Origin of the sequence: Lentzea sp. HUAS TT2, from assembly GCF_051853195.1 — a bacterium.
Lineage (GTDB): Bacteria > Actinomycetota > Actinomycetes > Mycobacteriales > Pseudonocardiaceae > Lentzea.
Genome location: NZ_CP196667.1, coordinates 3,503,149 through 3,519,469, shown reverse-complemented (window position 1 = coordinate 3,519,469; position 16,321 = coordinate 3,503,149). Strand labels below are relative to the sequence as shown.

The window sequence follows — 16,321 nt, the reverse complement described above, 5'->3', positions numbered from 1 at the left end:
CTGGCACCAGGCCAGGTTGTGAGAGGTCTGGTGGCTCGCCGGGGCTGAGGGTCCGGGGCGGTCAGCCGCCTCGCACGTTTGGCCGGCACTGCGGTCCAGGCCAGGGACGCAGCCGGTACCGCAAGTCTCGTGAACCTGGGTTCTAGCGGTCAGCCGCCGTGACGCGGCAACGCCCCGCCCTGCAGGCTCATCCGGCACGCCAGAAGCCGCCCAGCCGCTCCACAGGCTCGTCCGGCAGGCCCGAAGCCACCCCGCAGCGCCGCAAGCGTGTCCGGCGCGTTCAAAGCCGTCCCGCCACACCGCTCCACAGGCTCACCACGCCAGCACCCACGCCCCAAGGCGCAGCCACCACGCGGCACTCAGCCACCGTGATGCGGCGGCCGGTTCTCGCGGTACCAGGCCTCGCGGTCCTCCCCCGAACCCCCGCCACCGCGCTCGTCCGACGTCGTCTCCGGAAGCACGTCGCCGAACACCTCGGCCAACCGGCGACGACGCGCTACGGCGTCGTCGTCGGCCGGCTTCGGAGAATCACTCTTCGTCAAGACCGCTCAGCTGCTCGATCACGTAGGGCACCAAAGCCGACAGCGTCGCCATGCCGTCGCGGACCGCGGAGCGCGAGCCCGCGAGGTTCACGACGAGCGTGCTGCCGGAGACACCGACGAGGCCGCGCGAGATGCCCGCGTCGACCGCGCCCGCGGCCAAGCCGGACGCGCGGAGCGCCTCGGCGATGCCGTGGATGGGGCGGTCGAGCACGCCCTGCGTGGCGTCGGGGGTGACGTCGCGCGGGGACACACCGGTGCCGCCCACGGTGACCACGAGGTCGACGCCACCGATGACGGCCGTGTTGAGCGCGGCCCGGATGTCGACCACCTCACCCTCGACCGCGACGGTGCCGTCGACGATGAAGCCCGCTTCTTCGAGCAGTTCGGTGACAAGAGGTCCGGAGTTGTCGTCCTGCTCACCGTGCGCCACCCGGTCGTCCACGATCACGACCAAAGCGCGGCCAAGGCGCTGCGCGCTGCGTTCCATACCGATCACCGTAGCGGGAGTCGGACTTCGAAGCGGCAGCCAGGACCGTGGTTCTGGGCGTCGATTCTCCCGTGGTGGGCGTCGACGAGGCCTCGTGCGATGGAAAGTCCCAGCCCGGCGCCGGTCGGGTTGCGTGCGGTGGAACCGCGGAATCCCACGTCGAACACCTGTGGCAGCACGTCATCGGGTATGCCGCCGCACGCGTCGTCCACCCGCACCACCGCGTCGGCTCCGTCCACATCGACCTGAACGAAGATCACGCCGCCCTCCGGTGTGTGCCGGATGGCGTTGGACACAAGGTTGCGCACGACACGCATCAGTTCCGGATCGGAGCCTCGGACGACCGGCCACGCGCGAGCGTCCGCGCGGAGTTCCACGCCCTTGCGCTGGGCGACCGGACGCGATGCGGCGACCACGTCGCTGACGACGTCGGCCAGCGCCACGTCGTGCATCGGCAGGTTCAGCGCGCCCGCGGTGATCCGCGACAGCTGGAACAGGTCGTCCACCAGCTTCGAGAGGTGGTCGGCCTCCAGCGCGATCTGCTTGGCGTAGACGGCGACCTCGCCCGGCTCGGAGACGACACCGTCCTCCAGCGCCTCGGTCATCGCCCGGATCCCGGCCAGCGGCGTCCGCAGGTCGTGGCTGATCCACGCCACCAGCTGCCGCCTTGCCGCCTCCGCCTCGCGCTCCCACATGGTGCGCCGCGCGATCGCACGGCCCAGCATGATCGAGAACGGCACGGTGACCACCGCGACCACGGCGCACGCCATGAGCGCGGCGCTGAGCATCGGCGTGAACATGAACCCGCTGACCGTGAGGACCCCGGCGATGGTCGCCACCACCGGCACGATGACCATGACGGTCATCGCGGTGGTCAGCGACACGCGGCTCAGACGATCGAACACGGGTCATACCTGTAGCCGACGCCCCACACCGTGCTCAACCGGCGGGGTTTCGCCGGGTCTTCCTCGATCTTCTCCCGCAACCGTCGCACGTGGACGGTCACGGTCGACTGGTCGCCGAACTGCCAGCCCCACACCCGTTCCAGCAGCTCCGCACGCCCGAACGCCTTGCCCGCGTTGCCGATGAAGAACGCCAGCAGGTCGAACTCGCGGGTGGTCAGCTGCAACGGCCGCCCGTCCAGCGTCGCGGTGTGCGCGGCCACGTCCAGCACGAGGTTCCCGTCCCGCACCACCCGCGACTCGAACGGCCGGTGCGCCCGCCGCAGTACCGACGAGACGCGCAACGCCAGCTCTCGCGGGCTGAAGGGCTTCGTGACGTAGTCGTCCGCGCCGATCTGCAGCCCGGCGATGCGGTCTTCCTCCTCGCCCAGCGCCGTCAGCATGACGACGGGCGTGCTGGCGCGCTCCCGGATCCGCCTGCAGACCTCGAGACCGTCGATGCCGGGCAGCATCAGGTCCAGCACCACGATGTCCGGTTCCTGCTCGGCCATCAGCCGCAGCGCCTGCTCCCCGTCGCCGGCGAGCTCGACCTCGTACCCGGCGTGTTCGAGGTAGCGGCGCACGACATCGCGCACCGTCGTGTCGTCGTCGACGACCAGCACCCGTTCCACCACGTCACCACGCTAAGCCACGAACGCCCGGCAGGCCCGCAAGCGTCACAACGCCGTAAGAAGACGAAACAAAGAGGCCGCAGCCGCGCACGGGGCAGGTGCGCACGGCTACGGCCTCTCCGGGGTCGTCACGTCCGGGTTTCCGGCGGGCGGCGGATGCCGGAAACCCGGACGTCCCCCGACCTATCCCACCTCGACGCCGTCGAGGGTGGCCTCCACCGTCCTGTTGTCGGACAGCGTGATCGTGACCTTGTCGCCGGGCGCCTTGGACCTCACGGCGGCGACCAGGGTGTCCGACTCGTCGATGCGGCGGTCGGCGAACTTGGTGATCACGTCCCCCGCCTTGAGCCCGGCCTTCTCGGCCGCGCCGCCGGAGGTGATCTCGGAGATGCGCGCGCCCTGCTCGGTCGACTCGACCTTCACGCCGAGCACGGTCTGCTTGGGCTTGCCGTTCTTCACGATCTCGTCGATCGTGCGGCGCGCCTGGTCCATCGGGATCGCGAAGCCGATGCCGACCGAGCCTGCCTGGCCCTGTCCCTGGCTCGGGCTGTAGATCGCCGAGTTGATGCCGACGACCTGGCCCTGCATGTTGACGAGCGGCCCGCCCGAGTTGCCGGGGTTGATCGCGGCGTCGGTCTGGATGGCGTTCAGCACGGTCGCCTGCGAGTTGCCGTCGCCGCCGGCCGAGACCGGGCGGTTCACCGAGCTGACGATGCCGGAGGTGACGGTGCCGGAGAGATCGAACGGCGAGCCGATCGCGACGACGGCCTGGCCGGTCTTCATGTCGCCGGAGTTGCCGAGCTGCACGACCGGGAGGTTCGAGACGCCGTCGGCCTGGATGACGGCGATGTCGGAGCTCGGGTCGCGGCCCAGGATCTTCGCGGACGCCGTCCTGCCGTCGTGGAAGACCACCTTGATCTCACCGCCGGCGGCAGCACCCTCGATGACGTGGTTGTTCGTCACGATCTGGCCGTTGCCGGAGATGATGAAGCCAGAGCCCTCGCCGGCGCCGGAGCGCGTCCTGACCTGGATCTGCACGACGGACGGCAGCAGCTTGTTCGCCACGTCCTCGACCGAGCCGGCGGGCGCGTTCGAGGTCTGCGAGGCCGGGCGGGGCGAGTCGAGGGAGCTGACGGACGACGAGTCGTTCGCGAAGGTGTAGCCCAGGTAGCCGCCGAGGCCACCGGAGAGCCCGCCGACGATCAGCACGAGGGCGGCGACGCCCGCCACGACCTTCCCGCGGCCCTTGGGGCGCGGCGGGACGGGTGGGGGCTGGTAACCGGGCGGGAGGTAGTACTGACCCGTCTGCGCCCCTGGCTGAGGCCCCGTGAAGGGGTTCTCCGCGCCGAACTGCGCGGTCGTGGCGCCGAGGCCGAGCGGGTGAGGTTGGCCGGACCCTGATGGAGGAAGCTGCTGGCCGGGTCCGGGCCCGCCGAGCTGCGTCTGGCCCGCGTCAGGTGAGGGCACCTGCGGCTGGGCCGAAGTGAAAGAGGCGGGCACGTCGCCCAGGCCGGCAGGAGCGCTGTGAACCCCAGCCTGGCCGGATCCCCCCTGCAAAGGATCCGGCTGGCCGGGTTCCGGCTGCGACGGGCCCTGCTCCCGCGCGCCGGAGTCTGTCTGACCGGCGCTCGGCGGCACGGAGGTGGGCTCTTCCGGCTTCGGCGCTGGCTGGTTGCTCTCGGTCATGGGCATAGTCTCTCGGCTCGGCCTGAGAGAACCCTTAGACCAGCCTGGGAGCTAGTTGTGTGTTCCCCTGAGCCGTTCGGCGATCTGTTCCGGGGTCACGTCGTTGATCCACACGGCCTCACCGGATTCGGAGCCCGCGAGGTACTTGAGCTTGTCCTTCGTCCTGAGCACCGAGAAGACCTGCAGGTGCAGCCACATCTCGTCGCGGCCGACGTTGACCGGCGCCTGGTGCCAGGCGGCGATGTAGGGCAGCGGGCGGTCGTAGAGCGCGTCCAGGCGGTGCAGCACCTTGAGGTAGAGCGAGGCGAAGTCGTCACGCTCCACAGAGGACAGTGCGGCGATGTCGGGCACCTGACGGCGTGGCGCCAGCACGACCTCGACGGGCCAGCGGGCGGCGGCCGGCACGAACGCGACCCAGTGCGGGGACTCTTCCACCACACGCGCGCCCGCGCGAAGCTCGGCCTCCAGCACGTCACCGAACAACGGACGCCCGTGTGCCGCGTAGTGCTCCAGCGCCGCCTCGAGCATCCGTTCGGTGCGAGGCGTGATGAACGGGTACGCGTAGATCTGGCCGTGCGGGTGCGAGAGCGTCACGCCGATCTCTTCGCCGCGGTTCTCGAACGGGAAGACCTGTTCGACCCCTGGCAACGTTGACAAGAAGGCGACGCGGTCCGCCCAGGCGTCCACGACGGTGCGCACGCGGGACGCGGAGAGCTCACCGAACGACTTGTTGTGGTCCGAGGTGAAGCACACGACCTCACAGCGCCCACGCCCCGGCGCGCGCACGAACACCGACTCACCATCCACAGTGGACGGCACGTCCGGCACGTTCTGCGCCAGCGAGGGGAACCTATTCTCGAACACCACGACGTCGTAGTCGGCCTCGGGGATCTCCGTGGGCCTGCCGGGAGTCGACGGGCACAACGGACACAGGTCCGCCGGCGGCTTGTACGTGCGTGTCTGGCGATGAGCCGCCATCGCGACCCATTCGCGGGTCAACGGGTCCAGCCGGACTTCGGACATCGGCTGGGTCTCCGGGAGGTCCCGGGTGTCCACCGCAACTCTCGGTGGCGCCTCAGCGCTGTCGTCGAAGTAGATGATCTCCCGGCCGTCCGCCAGTTTGCCCGCGGTACGCCTCACGCCAACTCCTCGCCACTTCCCGGTACATGAGCCAACACCAACTCGCCGACCTGCTCGGAGAGGATCGCCCGCGCGTCGTCCGGCAAACCCTCGTCCGTCACCAGGACGTGCGCCTCGTCGAGGTCCGCGATCGTGGAAATGCCGACGGTGCCCCACTTCGTGTGGTCCGCGACCACGACCACGCGGCCGGCGGCGTCGACGAGCGCGCGGTCCGTTTCACTCTCGTTGAGGTTCGGGGTCGTGAACCCGGAGCGCTCGGCCATGCCGTGCACGCCCAGGAAGACCACGTCCAGGTGCAGCGATCGCAACGCCTGCACCGCCACCGGGCCCACCAGCGCGTCGGACGGCGTGCGCACACCACCGGTCAGCACGACCGTGCGGTCCGTGCGCCCGCTCTGCTGCAGCACGTCGGCGACGCGGATGGAGTTCGTGACGACCGTCAGGTCCGGGATGTCGTCGAGGAACCGAGCTAACGTCCACGTCGTCGTGCCCGCGGACAGACCGATGGCAGTGCCCGGACGCACGAGGCCCGCGGCCAGCGCCGCGATCGCCTCCTTCTCGGGCAGCTGCCGCACCGACTTGGCCTCGAAACCGGGCTCGTCGGTCGAGCGCCCGACGACGGACGTCGCACCGCCGTAGACCTTCTCCACCAGACCGCGTGCGGCGAGCACGTCGAGATCGCGGCGCACGGTCATGTCCGAGACGCCGAGCCGCACGACGAGGTCGCTGACGCGCACCGCTCCCGTACGACGGACCTCTTCGATGATTACCGCCTGCCGCTGACGTGCCAGCACCTCACACCTCTTCCCTGAGGACGACTACGTCCCCGGCTCGCACGGTGAGGCGCCCGGAGACCTGCTCGCCGGACAACACGTCGACACCGGACGCCTCGATCTGCGCGTCGGTGTCGGTGTGGTTGACGGCGAAGAGGAACGATACGTCGCCTATGCGCCGCACAAGCTCGATCGGCGAAGGCGACACCGCCACGCCCGCACCGGAAAGCGCGTTTTCCACCGTTCGGACGAGACCGCCCTCGTCGAGGTCGCACGCCACGTACCAGGCGACACCGTTGCCGAACGCGTTGCGCGTCACCGCCGCCACACCGGGCAACGGGCCGTCGGCGTAGGAGACAACGGTGTCAGCCGTGCGCGTGTGCAGGTGCTCCGTCCACAACGAGGCGGTCGACCCGTCGGTCAGCGAGACCGTTTCGTTCTCCCGCAGCGGGTGGAACTCCTCGGACCACACGCCGAGCACGTCCCGGAACGCTCCGGGGTACCCGCCGAGGCGCACGCGCGTGTGCTGGTCGGCGACACCGGACAGGTACGTGACCACGACATGTCCGCCGCCCGCCACGTAGTCCGCGATGACGGCGGCGTGCGCGTCGGACACCGCGTAGAACGCCGGCACGACCACCAGCGAGTACGCGGAGAGGTTCGTGCCCGGCGCCACGAAGTCGACGGTGACGCCGGACTGCCACAGCGCCTTGTAGTACCCGAAGACGTGCCGGTAGTAGTCGAAGTCGTTGGTCGGGTGGGCGTCCTGGCGCAGTGCCCAGCCGGACTGGAAGTCGAACAGGACCGCGACGGAAGCGTCCACAGTGGACCCGAGGACGTCGGTCAGCCGGCCGTACTCGGCGCCGACCTTGCAGACCTCCCGGTAGACCTTCGTGTCCGTGCCGGCGTGCGGGACCATCGCGGAGTGGTAGCGCTCGCTGCCGCCGCGCGACTGCCGCCACTGGAAGAACAACGTGCCGTCGGCGCCGCGGGCGATGTTCTGGAACGAGTGCCGCCGCATCTCCCCCGGCAGCTTGGCGATGTTGCGCCGCTGCCAGTTCACCGCGGAGGTCGAGGCCTCCATCAGCAGCCACGGCTTGCCGCCCGCCAGGCCGCGCACGAGGTCCGCGGACATCGCGAGTTCGATGTGCCGGTCCGGCGACTGGGCCTCGGTGTAGTGGTCGTTCGAGACGAAGTCGACCTCGCGGGCCCACTTCCAGTAGTCGAGGTCGCCGAACGTCCAGTTGACCATGAAGTTCGTGGTGATCGGCACGTCCGGCGTGATCATGCGCAGCACGTCCCGCTCGGCCTTGTACAGCTCCAGGATCGCGTCGTCGGAGAACCTGTCGTAGTCCAGCACGTGCGCCGGGTTCTGGAACGTCGGCGTGACGCGCGGCGGCAGGACCTGCGCGAAGTCGGTGTAGCCCTGGCTCCAGAACGCCGTGGACCACGCGTCGTTGAGCTGGTCGAGCGTGTAGCGGCTCGACAGCCACTCGCGGAACGAGGCGGCGCACGTGTCGCAGTAGCAGCGCTTCACGTGGCACGCGTACTCGTTGCCGACGTGCCACGCGGCGAGGGCGGGGTGGTCGCGGTAGTGCGAGGCCATCTCGGCGGCCAGCGCGGTCGCCCGGTCGCGGTAGATCGGCGACGACGGGCAGTACGCCTGCCGTGAGCCGTGCGAGAGCCGCACACCGTCCGCACGCACGGGCAGCATCTCGGGGTACTCGGTGGTGAGCCACGGCGGGGGCGCGGCGGTCGCGGTCGCGAGGTCGACGCGGATGCCGCCGGCGTGCAGCAGGTCCATCACGCGGTCGAGCCAGTCGAACCGGTACTCGCCCTTGCTCACCTCGATCTTCGCCCAGCTGAAGATGCCCAGGCTGACCATGGTGACGCCGGCGCGCCTCATGAGTTCGACGTCCTCGGCCCACGCGTGTTCCGGCCACTGCTCGGGGTTGTAGTCAGCCCCCCAGCCGAGGCCTTGCAGGTCAGTTGGCCACGTGGTCACGGCGCAAGCGTGGCCGACAACGCCCCCAACGTCAACACAAGCAAACACAACTGCCCGTTGGGGTCTGTTCGGCGGCTGACCGGGACAAGTACCGGGAAAAGCCGACCAACGGCTCGGAACGCGGCTGTGCAGGGGTTTAACAGCTCCGTAACGGGACTTGACATGCTGTATGACTGGGACCACATTATGCGCAACTTTGTTGGAGTCCTGTTCGGTTCGCACGTGCGAGTGTCACCTGTAGGAGCGATGATGGTTCTGCACACGCCTGGTTCCACTCCGTTACCGCACTTCGGTCGGCGAACGATGCTGCGAGTCATGCTGGCCGGTGCGGGCGTTGCCGCGACCGGTGGTCTTCTGTCGGCGTGCGGTGGCGGTTCGGGCACGGGCGCCGACTCGAAGGTGGTCACCTTCGGCAACAACCTGTCCGACCAGGTGCCGAAGGACGCGATCACGGCTGCGGTGAAGGCCTTCGAGGCCCAGTCGGGCGGGCTGTCCGTCACGATCAACACCAAGCAGCACGAGCAGTACCAGGAGCAGATCAACAACTACCTGCAGGGCAAGCCGGACGACGTGCTCGCGTGGTTCGCCGGCTACCGCATGCGGTTCTTCGCCGACCAGGGTCTCACCGGCGATCTCTCCGACCTGTGGGGCAAGGTCGGCGGCAACTACTCCGACGCGCTCAAGCAGGCCTCCACGGGCACGGACGGCAAGCAGTACTTCGTGCCGTTCACCCAGTACGCGTGGGGCATGTTCTACCGGAAGAGCGTGTGGCAGGAGAAGGGCTACGCGGTCCCGAAGACGCTCGACGAGCTCGTCGCGCTCGCCACGAAGATGAAGGCCGACGGCCTGATCCCGATCGCCTTCGCCCAGAAGCAGGGCTGGCCGGGCATGGGCACGTTCGACCAGCTGAACTTCCGCACCAACGGCTACCAGTTCCACGTGGACCTGCTGGCGGGCAAGGAAGACTGGCAGGACAAGCGGGTCAAGGACGTGTTCGACACCTGGAAGCGGCTGCTGCCGTTCCACCAGGAGAACGCGCTCGGCCGCGAGTGGCAGGAAGCCGCGCAGACGTTGCAGCAGAAGAAGTCCGGCATGTACCTGCTCGGCGCGTTCGTCGGCCAGCAGTTCCCGGACGCGGACAAGGAAGACCTCGACTTCTTCCCGTTCCCGGAGATCAACCCGACGCACGGCATCGACACGGTCGAGGCGCCGATCGACGGCTACATGCTCGCGAAGAAGCCGTCCAACTCGGACGGTGGCCTGAAGCTGCTCGAGTACCTGTCGAGCGCCGAGCCGCAGCTCGCCTACCTGAAGGCCGACCCGACCGCGGTCGCGACCAACCAGAAGGCGGACCAGGCGAGCTACAGCCCGCTGCAGAAGAAGGTGGCGGACACCATCAAGAACGCCAAGCACATCACGCAGTTCCTCGACCGCGACACCGACCCCGGCTTCGCGAGCGAGGCGGCCACCAACGGCCTCATCGAGTTCATCAAGGACCCGAACAACATCGACTCCGTGCTCAAGGGCATGGCTGATCAGGCGAAGAACATCTTCAAGTGACCGCGTTGCAGGAGAAGCCGAAGGCGGTGGCCCCCAGCGGGCCGCCGCCTCGTCGGCGTGGAAAGCGTGCCACGGCCCTCGCCGGCACGGACAAACTCGTGCTGGCCCTCATGCTCGGCATCCCCACGATCGTGCACCTGCTGTTCGTGTGGATCCCGACGCTGGGCTCGGTCGCGTTGTCGTTCAGCAGGTGGAACGGCATCGGCGGCTTCGAGGACATCGAGTGGATCGGTGTCGGGAACTACGTCGAGATCTTCACCGAGTACCCGCGGTTCTGGCCCGCGGTGCAGCACAACCTGATCTGGCTGGGCTTCCTGCTCGTCGTGCCGACGGCGGCCGGCCTGCTGCTCGCCGTGCTGCTCGACCGCGAGCTCCGGTTCAGCCGGATCTACCAGAGCGCGCTGTACATGCCGATGGTGCTGTCGCTCGCGCTGGTCGGGTTCATCTGGCAGCTGATCTACACGCCGGACGGCGGCCTGCTGAACTCGGTGCTGGGCCTCGACAAACCGGTCGACTGGATCGGCGACTCGGACATCAACCTGTACGCGGTGATGGTCGCGGCGGCGTGGCGGCACACCGGCTACATCATGCTGTTGTACTTGGCGGGCCTGAAATCCGTCGACCCCGCGCTGAAGGAAGCCGCGTCACTGGACGGCGCCTCAGCCGCGCAGACGTTCTTCCGCGTTACCTTCCCGGTGATGAAGCCGGTGAACATCGTGGTGGCCGTGGTGACGGTGATCGAGGCGCTGCGAGCGTTCGACATCGTGTACGTCATCAACAAGGGACGCAACGGCCTTGAGCTGCTGTCGGTGCTGGTGACCGACAACATCATCGGTGAGGCTTCGCGCATCGGCCGCGGATCCGCCGTCGCGGTGATCCTGCTGACGATCTCGCTCGGCGTCATCATCCCGTACCTGTACCAGACGTTCAGCAAGGAGAACCGGTCGTGACGGCCACGCTGGAACGGCCTACGGCGCCGGTCTCTTCGAAGAAACGTCCGGTCACGCCGGCGCGCGTGGCGTTGCACGTCTTCCTGATCCTGACGTGCCTGATGACGCTGGCACCGCTGCTGTGGGCGGTCTACGCGTCACTGCGGACCTACGACGACACGTCGGTCAACGGCTACTTCTCCATCGCGAAGTCGCTGACGTTCGAGAACTTCGCGAAGGCGTGGGAGATCGGCGACCTGCCGCACTTCTACTGGAACACGTTCCTGATCACCGTGCCCGCCCTGCTCATCACGTTGCTGCTGAGCTCGATGGTGGCGTTCGCGGTGTCGCGGTTCAGCTTCAAGTTCAACATCGCGCTGCTGATGCTGTTCACCGCGGGCAACCTGCTGCCGCAGCAGGTGATCGTGACGCCGCTGTGGCGGCTGTACCGGCTGATCGAGCTGCCGGCGTGGATGTCGGAGAGCGAGTCGCTGATCGACTCACCGCTCGGCGTGATCCTGATCCACATCGCGTTCCAGATGGGCTTCTGCACGTTCGTGCTGTCGAACTACATGAAGACCATCCCGTACGAGCTGACCGAGGCCGCCCGCGTCGACGGGGCGTCGGTGTTCCGGCAGTACTGGCAGCTGACCCTGCCGCTGTGCCGGCCGGTGCTCGCGGCGCTGGCGACGCTGGAGTTCACCTGGATCTACAACGACTTCCTGTGGGCGTTGGTGCTGATCCAGGACGGCGACAAGATGCCGGTCACGTCTGCTCTGCAGAACCTGAAGGGCACGTTCTTCACCGACAACAACCTGATCGCAGCGGGTTCTCTCCTGGTCGCGCTGCCCACGTTGGTGGTGTTCTTCGTGTTGCAGCGGCAGTTCGTGGGTGGGCTGACGCTGGGGTCCACGAAGGGCTGAGAACGGCGGAAGGGGCGGCGACCACGTGGTCGCCGCCCCTTCCGCGTTGCTGGAAGAACTACTTCCCGCCGGTCTGCGGGTTGAAGTCCGAGATCGACCCCCACCGCCCCACGGGGATCACGATCACCCGGGCCTTGCCCACCACGTTGTCGATCGGGATCGCACCGTCGGCCGGCGTCGGGTCCCCGTGCTTGCGCGAGTCCGACGAGTTGTTGCGGTTGTCGCCCATCACCCACAGCTTGCCCGCGGGAACGGTGACCTTCTCGAACGAGTCCTGCTGCCGCGGCCCGCCACCGAAGTTGATGTACGGCTCGTCGAGCGGCTTGCCGTCGACCATCACGCGGCCCTGGTCGTCGCAGCACTCGACGGTCTGGCCGCCGACGGCGATGACGCGCTTGATGAAGTCCGTGCCACTCGGCTCGGAGAGGTTCACCATCGAGCCGAGGTCCTGCAGCGTGCCCACCACGAAGTTCGGGGGCTCCTTGCCGCCGGTCCAGTTCGGCGGGCCGCGGAAGACGATGACGTCGCCCGGCCTCGGGTCGCCGAACAGGTACGTGATCTTCTCGACCAGCACCTTGTCGTTCACGCAGCCCGTGCAGCCGTGCAGCGTCGTCTCCATCGAGGCCGACGGGATGACGAACACGCGCGCGACGAACGTCTGGATGACGACGGTCAGCAGCAGCGCCACGCTGAAGATGACCAGCAGCTCTTTCCAGAACGGCTGCTTCTTCTTCGTCTTCTTCCTGGAGAACCTGGGCGCGGGGTCGTCCTCGTACGCGGAGGAGCGCGGTGAGCGATCCTCGTACGACGAAGAGGACGAAGACCTCGAACCGGACGTCGAGAAGCGCGACGTGGGTTCAGCGGGGCCGTCTCCGGTGGGAGGGGTCGTCTCCCAGGTCGACGAGGAATCGTCGTTCACGCGATGACTCACACGCCCCACCTTACGGACGTCCGGGTAGGCGCAACGTGAACAGGGCTCCACCCTCGGGGGCTCTGCCCGCCGTGGCCGTGCCGCCGTGCCGTTGCGCCACCTGTTTGACGATGGCGAGTCCGAGGCCCGAACCCGGCAGGGTCCGCGCCTCGGACGAGCGGTAGAACCGCTCGAAAACGTGAGGTAGATCGGCGTCCGCGATGCCGGGGCCCGCGTCCGCCACCTCCACGGTGGCGCTGCCGTCGCCCATCTGACGAAGGGTCAGCCGCACCGCCGAGCCCGAGGGGCTGAACTTCACCGCGTTGTCGAGGAGGTTCAGCACCGCGCGCTCGAGAGCACTCGAATCACCCAGAAGTGTCCACGGTTGCAGCTGCACGTCGAACGTGACGTTCGAGGCGCGGCGGCGGGCGCGGTCCATCGACCGTTCCACCACCTCGACCAGGTCGACCGGCTCGTGGATGACCTGCGGGGCGTCCTCGCGGGCCAGTTCGACCAGGTCACCGATCAGCGTGGTCAGCTCGTCGATCTGGGCTCGCACGTCCGCCTGGATCTCCGACTTGTCCTCCGGCGACAACGTCGGGGAGTCCGGGCGTTCCGAGGCGAGCAGCAGCTCCAGGTTCGTGCGCATCGACGTCAGCGGGGTGCGCAGCTCGTGGCCCGCGTCGGCGACCAGGCGGCGCTGCCGTTCCTGCGACTCGGCGACGGCGCCGAGCATCGCGTTGAAGCTGTGCGTCAGGCGCGCCAGCTCGTCGTCGCCCGCCACCGGGATCGGGGTCAGGTCGCCGGTGTTCGTGACGCGTTCGGTCGCCTCGGTGAGCCGTTGCACCGGCCGCAGGCTCGTGCGCGCGACCGCCGTGCCCGCGATGGCCGCGAGCAGCACGCCGGCACCGCCGATGAGCAGCAGGACGACGCTGAGCTTGGCCAACGTGGTCCTCTGCGGCACCATCGACTGGGCGATGATGATCGCCTGGCCCGGCTGGTACGCGACGGCGATGACCCGCGTCTCGGTCTTGTGGTCGGTCCAGATGAACTCGTCCCGGTCGCCGTCGGCGACGTCCCAGGCCTCCTGGACGCTGGGCGGCGGGGTGGAGTCCTTCGGGTAGATGATCTTCCCGGGGTCTGCCAGCAGCACGCCCATCTTCACGTCGCCCGCGGCCAGGAACGCCGCCGGGTAGTTCGCGACCTCGTCCGGCGTGGTGACCTTCGTGCCGTTCGCGACCGTGGCGGCGCGCTGCCTCAGGCCGTCGTCGAGCGCGTCGTAGGTGCTCTTGCGCACGACCATGTACGCCCCGAGGGACACCAACGCGACGGCTCCGGCCACGCAGAAGGCCGCCAGCCAGGTGACACGGGCCCGCAACGACGCCCGTTGCAGGCGCCCCTGTGGTTCAACGATCACGGAGGGGTCTCCCGCAGGACGTAGCCCACCCCGCGCACCGTGTGGATCAGCCTCGGCTCGCCCTCCAGCTCGGTCTTGCGGCGCAGGTACCCCACGTAGACCTCGAGAGCGTTGCCCGAGGTCGGGAAGTCGTATCCCCACACGTCCTCCAGGATGCGGCTGCGGGTGAGCACCTGGCGCGGGTGCGCCAGCAGGAGCTCGAGCAGCGCGAACTCGGTGCGGGTGAGGCTGATCGGGCGCTCGCCGCGACGGACGTCGCGGGTGGACGGATCCAGCTCCAGGTCCGCGAACTTCAACACGGCGGCGGACTGCTGGGCAGCGTCGTCGTCGTGGGCCGCCCTGCGCAGCAGAGCGCGCAACCGGGCCAGCAACTCCTCCAGCGCGAACGGCTTCGGCAGGTAGTCGTCGGCGCCGGCGTCCAACCCGGACACCCGGTCGCTCACGGCGTCACGCGCGGTGAGCACGAGGATCGGCAGATCATCACCGGTGCTGCGCAGCCTGCGGCACACCTCGAGGCCGTCGAGGCGGGGCATCATCACGTCGAGCACCATCGCGTCCGGCCTGGCGGCGGTCACCGACTCCAGGGCCTGCATGCCGTCGCCGGCAGTCTCGACCTGGTAGCCGTTGAACTGGAGCGAGCGGCGGAGTGACTCCCTGACCGCCCGGTCGTCGTCGACAACGAGGATGCGCATGGGGGCAGTCTTGCCGAGGGATCTGAGAGCCGCCTGAGAAGGGCCCTAACTGCGGGTGTGAGTTCGGCGTTAGCCCTCCAAGCCCCGCGCGACAGGCGCATTCCACTTCCGCCAGAGCGCAATCAGCCTGATGGTGATGATTATTGACGCACCAGTCAGCGCGACCAGGCCTTTCGGCAGTCCGGCCCATTCCCCCACCGCGACGACGACCGCGCCGCACAGCGCAGCCACGGCGTAGATCTCTCTCCTGAGGACCAAAGGAATCTCACGGAGGAGCAGGTCGCGGAGCGCGCCACCGCCGATGCCCGCCGTCATGCCGATGAGGCACGCGGCGTAGGGCGTCGCACCGAGTGACAACGCGGTCGACGTGCCGGACGTGACGAACAGGCCGAGCCCCACGGCGTCCAGCAGCAGCACGCTGCGCCGGAGCTTCGCCACCTGCGGGTGGAACCAGAAGACGATCAGCCCCGTCCCGCCCGCCACCAGCAGGTACGGCCAGTTCCGCAGGCTCGTCGGCGGATGCACGCCGAGCAGCACGTCGCGGATGATGCCGCCGCCCAGCGCCGTGGTGAGCGCCAGGATGATCACGCCGAACACGTCGAGGCGCGCGCGGACCGCCGCCACCGCCCCGGAGGCGGCGAAGACCGCGATACCGATCAGCTCCAGGACGATGAGCAGCACGAACGGAGAGAATAGTGGTTCAGCGCGGCGGCGCTGCCCGGCGGTAACCGGCGTCCAGCCGCCCGCCGGCGGACTCCAGCACGGCCTCCACGACGGCGATGAACCGCTCGGCGCCCTCACCCCGCACCAGTGCCCGGTAGGAGTCGACGATCTCGTCCTCCTTGGCCTCCCGCAGCCGGCGCATCAGCCACTTCCCGTGCCCGAGCCACCGGTTCTGCACGACCAGCGCGAGCTCTCCCGCACAGGTCAGCAACCGCGCCGCGACGAACAGACGCTCGTCCTCGTCCCGTGCGCCGATGAGGTCTTCCAGCAGGTCCGTGGTGCCGTAGCGACGGTCTTCCATCTCGGTGATCGTCGCGAGCGGAGGGCCCGCGTCCAACTGAGCGCGCGCGTCGGCCCGCATGCGCTGACCGGTGCCGTCGGCGTCGAGCATCAGGAAACCCTCGGCGCACATGTGCAGCAACGGGGGCCGCCGGCCCTCGGTGTCGCGGGCCACGAAGTCCTGGAACGACTCGATCGTGTGGCAGAACAGCTCGACGGGCCAGCCGCGGTACCGCAACGTCTCCCGGAACGCGCCGGGCAGGTCGTCGACGATCACGACCATGTCCAGGTCGGAGTTCGCCGTGTAGGTCCCCGACGCCACGCTGCCGCCGAGGAACGCGGCCCTGGCCAGCGGGTACTTGAGGTCGAGCAGGTCACGTGCGACCTGCACCGGGTCGCGGTCCCAGTCGAGCGGGTGTCCGTTGACGTAGTAGTCCTGGTCGGGGTTCAGCGGGCCGAGCACCTGCTCGACGCTCGGCCGGATCTCCTCGACCACCTCGTTCATGTCCACGAGCCACGGGTTGTCCTCGGCGTCAAAGAACGGTCTGATCGCCAGGAACTCGGCGCGCGAGAGCTCCCGCACGCTGACCGGTGGCCCGCTGCGCCGCTTCGCATAGCCCTTCAGGCGCCAACCCATGTTGTCGCCGTAGGCATGCCTGACCTCGTCCTGGTCCCCCGCCAC

Annotated in this window: 16 protein-coding genes; 3 read left to right on the top strand and 13 right to left on the bottom strand. The window is 68.7% G+C overall.

Annotated features, from left to right (window positions below; all coding sequences use genetic code 11):
- Positions 1 to 359 precede the first annotated feature (359 nt).
- The 8 genes from ACSHWB_RS17755 to ACSHWB_RS17720 form a co-directional block, all read right to left on the bottom strand.
- Positions 360 to 542 (bottom strand): hypothetical protein, encoded by a 183-nt coding sequence (locus ACSHWB_RS17755; RefSeq protein ID WP_439663118.1) that lies wholly within the window; start codon positions 540 to 542, stop codon positions 360 to 362.
- On the bottom strand, positions 529 to 1,029 hold the full coding sequence (locus tag ACSHWB_RS17750) for a MogA/MoaB family molybdenum cofactor biosynthesis protein (protein WP_045311897.1): 501 nt from the start codon (positions 1,027 to 1,029) through the stop codon (positions 529 to 531). Before ACSHWB_RS17750 ends, ACSHWB_RS17755 begins: the two co-directional genes overlap by 14 nt.
- Positions 1,030 to 1,034: 5 nt before the next feature.
- Entirely contained in the window at positions 1,035 to 1,895 is an 861-nt protein-coding gene (locus tag ACSHWB_RS17745) for a sensor histidine kinase (RefSeq protein WP_439664620.1), read from the bottom strand.
- Positions 1,896 to 1,918: 23 nt separating this feature from the next.
- Positions 1,919 to 2,605, bottom strand: coding sequence for a response regulator transcription factor (locus ACSHWB_RS17740; RefSeq protein ID WP_439663117.1), 687 nt, complete (start codon positions 2,603 to 2,605; stop codon positions 1,919 to 1,921).
- Positions 2,606 to 2,785: 180 nt separating this feature from the next.
- On the bottom strand, positions 2,786 to 4,288 hold the full coding sequence (locus ACSHWB_RS17735; RefSeq protein WP_439663116.1) for a trypsin-like peptidase domain-containing protein: 1,503 nt from the start codon (positions 4,286 to 4,288) through the stop codon (positions 2,786 to 2,788).
- A gap of 51 nt (positions 4,289 to 4,339) precedes the next feature.
- The gene (gene galT / locus ACSHWB_RS17730) at positions 4,340 to 5,428 is read right to left on the bottom strand and encodes a galactose-1-phosphate uridylyltransferase (protein WP_439663115.1); all 1,089 of its coding nucleotides are present in this window, start codon (positions 5,426 to 5,428) and stop codon (positions 4,340 to 4,342) included.
- On the bottom strand, positions 5,425 to 6,222 hold the full coding sequence (locus ACSHWB_RS17725; RefSeq protein WP_093605353.1) for a DeoR/GlpR family DNA-binding transcription regulator: 798 nt from the start codon (positions 6,220 to 6,222) through the stop codon (positions 5,425 to 5,427). The genes galT and ACSHWB_RS17725 overlap by 4 nt, the downstream gene beginning before the upstream one ends.
- Before the next feature lies 1 nt (position 6,223).
- Positions 6,224 to 8,206: a beta-galactosidase gene (locus ACSHWB_RS17720; protein ID WP_439663114.1), complete on the bottom strand. Its 1,983-nt coding sequence runs from the start codon at positions 8,204 to 8,206 to the stop codon at positions 6,224 to 6,226.
- Positions 8,207 to 8,521: 315 nt separating this feature from the next.
- Between ACSHWB_RS17720 and ACSHWB_RS17715 the strand changes: the two genes are divergently transcribed.
- The 3 genes from ACSHWB_RS17715 to ACSHWB_RS17705 are packed head-to-tail and all read left to right on the top strand — an operon-like array spanning position 8,522 to position 11,618.
- Positions 8,522 to 9,766, top strand: coding sequence for an ABC transporter substrate-binding protein (locus ACSHWB_RS17715; RefSeq protein WP_439663113.1), 1,245 nt, complete (start codon positions 8,522 to 8,524; stop codon positions 9,764 to 9,766).
- Positions 9,763 to 10,716 carry a carbohydrate ABC transporter permease gene (locus ACSHWB_RS17710; RefSeq protein ID WP_439663112.1) on the top strand — a complete coding sequence of 318 codons (954 nt, stop codon included), beginning with the start codon at positions 9,763 to 9,765 and terminating at the stop codon, positions 10,714 to 10,716. The genes ACSHWB_RS17715 and ACSHWB_RS17710 overlap by 4 nt, the downstream gene beginning before the upstream one ends.
- Positions 10,713 to 11,618, top strand: coding sequence for a carbohydrate ABC transporter permease (locus ACSHWB_RS17705; protein WP_439663111.1), 906 nt, complete (start codon positions 10,713 to 10,715; stop codon positions 11,616 to 11,618). Before ACSHWB_RS17710 ends, ACSHWB_RS17705 begins: the two co-directional genes overlap by 4 nt.
- Before the next feature lie 58 nt (positions 11,619 to 11,676).
- Here ACSHWB_RS17705 and lepB read toward each other — a convergent pair whose 3' ends face one another.
- The 5 genes from lepB to ACSHWB_RS17680 all read right to left on the bottom strand — a co-directional run bounded on the left by lepB (position 11,677) and on the right by ACSHWB_RS17680 (position 16,321).
- On the bottom strand, positions 11,677 to 12,549 hold the full coding sequence (lepB, locus tag ACSHWB_RS17700) for a signal peptidase I (RefSeq protein WP_439663110.1): 873 nt from the start codon (positions 12,547 to 12,549) through the stop codon (positions 11,677 to 11,679).
- Between the two features lie 10 nt (positions 12,550 to 12,559).
- The gene (locus ACSHWB_RS17695) at positions 12,560 to 13,945 is read right to left on the bottom strand and encodes a sensor histidine kinase (protein WP_439663109.1); all 1,386 of its coding nucleotides are present in this window, start codon (positions 13,943 to 13,945) and stop codon (positions 12,560 to 12,562) included.
- Complete coding sequence (locus ACSHWB_RS17690; protein ID WP_439663108.1) at positions 13,942 to 14,637, bottom strand: response regulator transcription factor; 696 nt, start codon at positions 14,635 to 14,637, stop codon at positions 13,942 to 13,944. The genes ACSHWB_RS17695 and ACSHWB_RS17690 overlap by 4 nt, the downstream gene beginning before the upstream one ends.
- 69 nt (positions 14,638 to 14,706) lie before the next feature.
- Entirely contained in the window at positions 14,707 to 15,318 is a 612-nt protein-coding gene (locus ACSHWB_RS17685) for a trimeric intracellular cation channel family protein (RefSeq protein ID WP_439663107.1), read from the bottom strand.
- 19 nt (positions 15,319 to 15,337) lie between these two features.
- Positions 15,338 to 16,321: a nucleotidyltransferase domain-containing protein gene (locus tag ACSHWB_RS17680; protein ID WP_439663106.1), complete on the bottom strand. Its 984-nt coding sequence runs from the start codon at positions 16,319 to 16,321 to the stop codon at positions 15,338 to 15,340.

Bases quoted from the DNA above. Each gene is read 5' to 3' on its own strand.
- ACSHWB_RS17750 (WP_045311897.1), bottom strand. From the start codon at position 1,029: ATGGAACGCAGCGCGCAGCGCCTTGGCCGCGCTTTGGTCGTGATCGTG.
- ACSHWB_RS17745 (WP_439664620.1), bottom strand. From the start codon at position 1,895: ATGACCGTCATGGTCATCGTGCCGGTGGTGGCGACCATCGCCGGGGTC.
- ACSHWB_RS17735 (WP_439663116.1), bottom strand. From the start codon at position 4,288: ATGACCGAGAGCAACCAGCCAGCGCCGAAGCCGGAAGAGCCCACCTCC.
- ACSHWB_RS17715 (WP_439663113.1), top strand. From the start codon at position 8,522: ATGCTGGCCGGTGCGGGCGTTGCCGCGACCGGTGGTCTTCTGTCGGCG.
- ACSHWB_RS17690 (WP_439663108.1), bottom strand. From the start codon at position 14,637: ATGCGCATCCTCGTTGTCGACGACGACCGGGCGGTCAGGGAGTCACTC.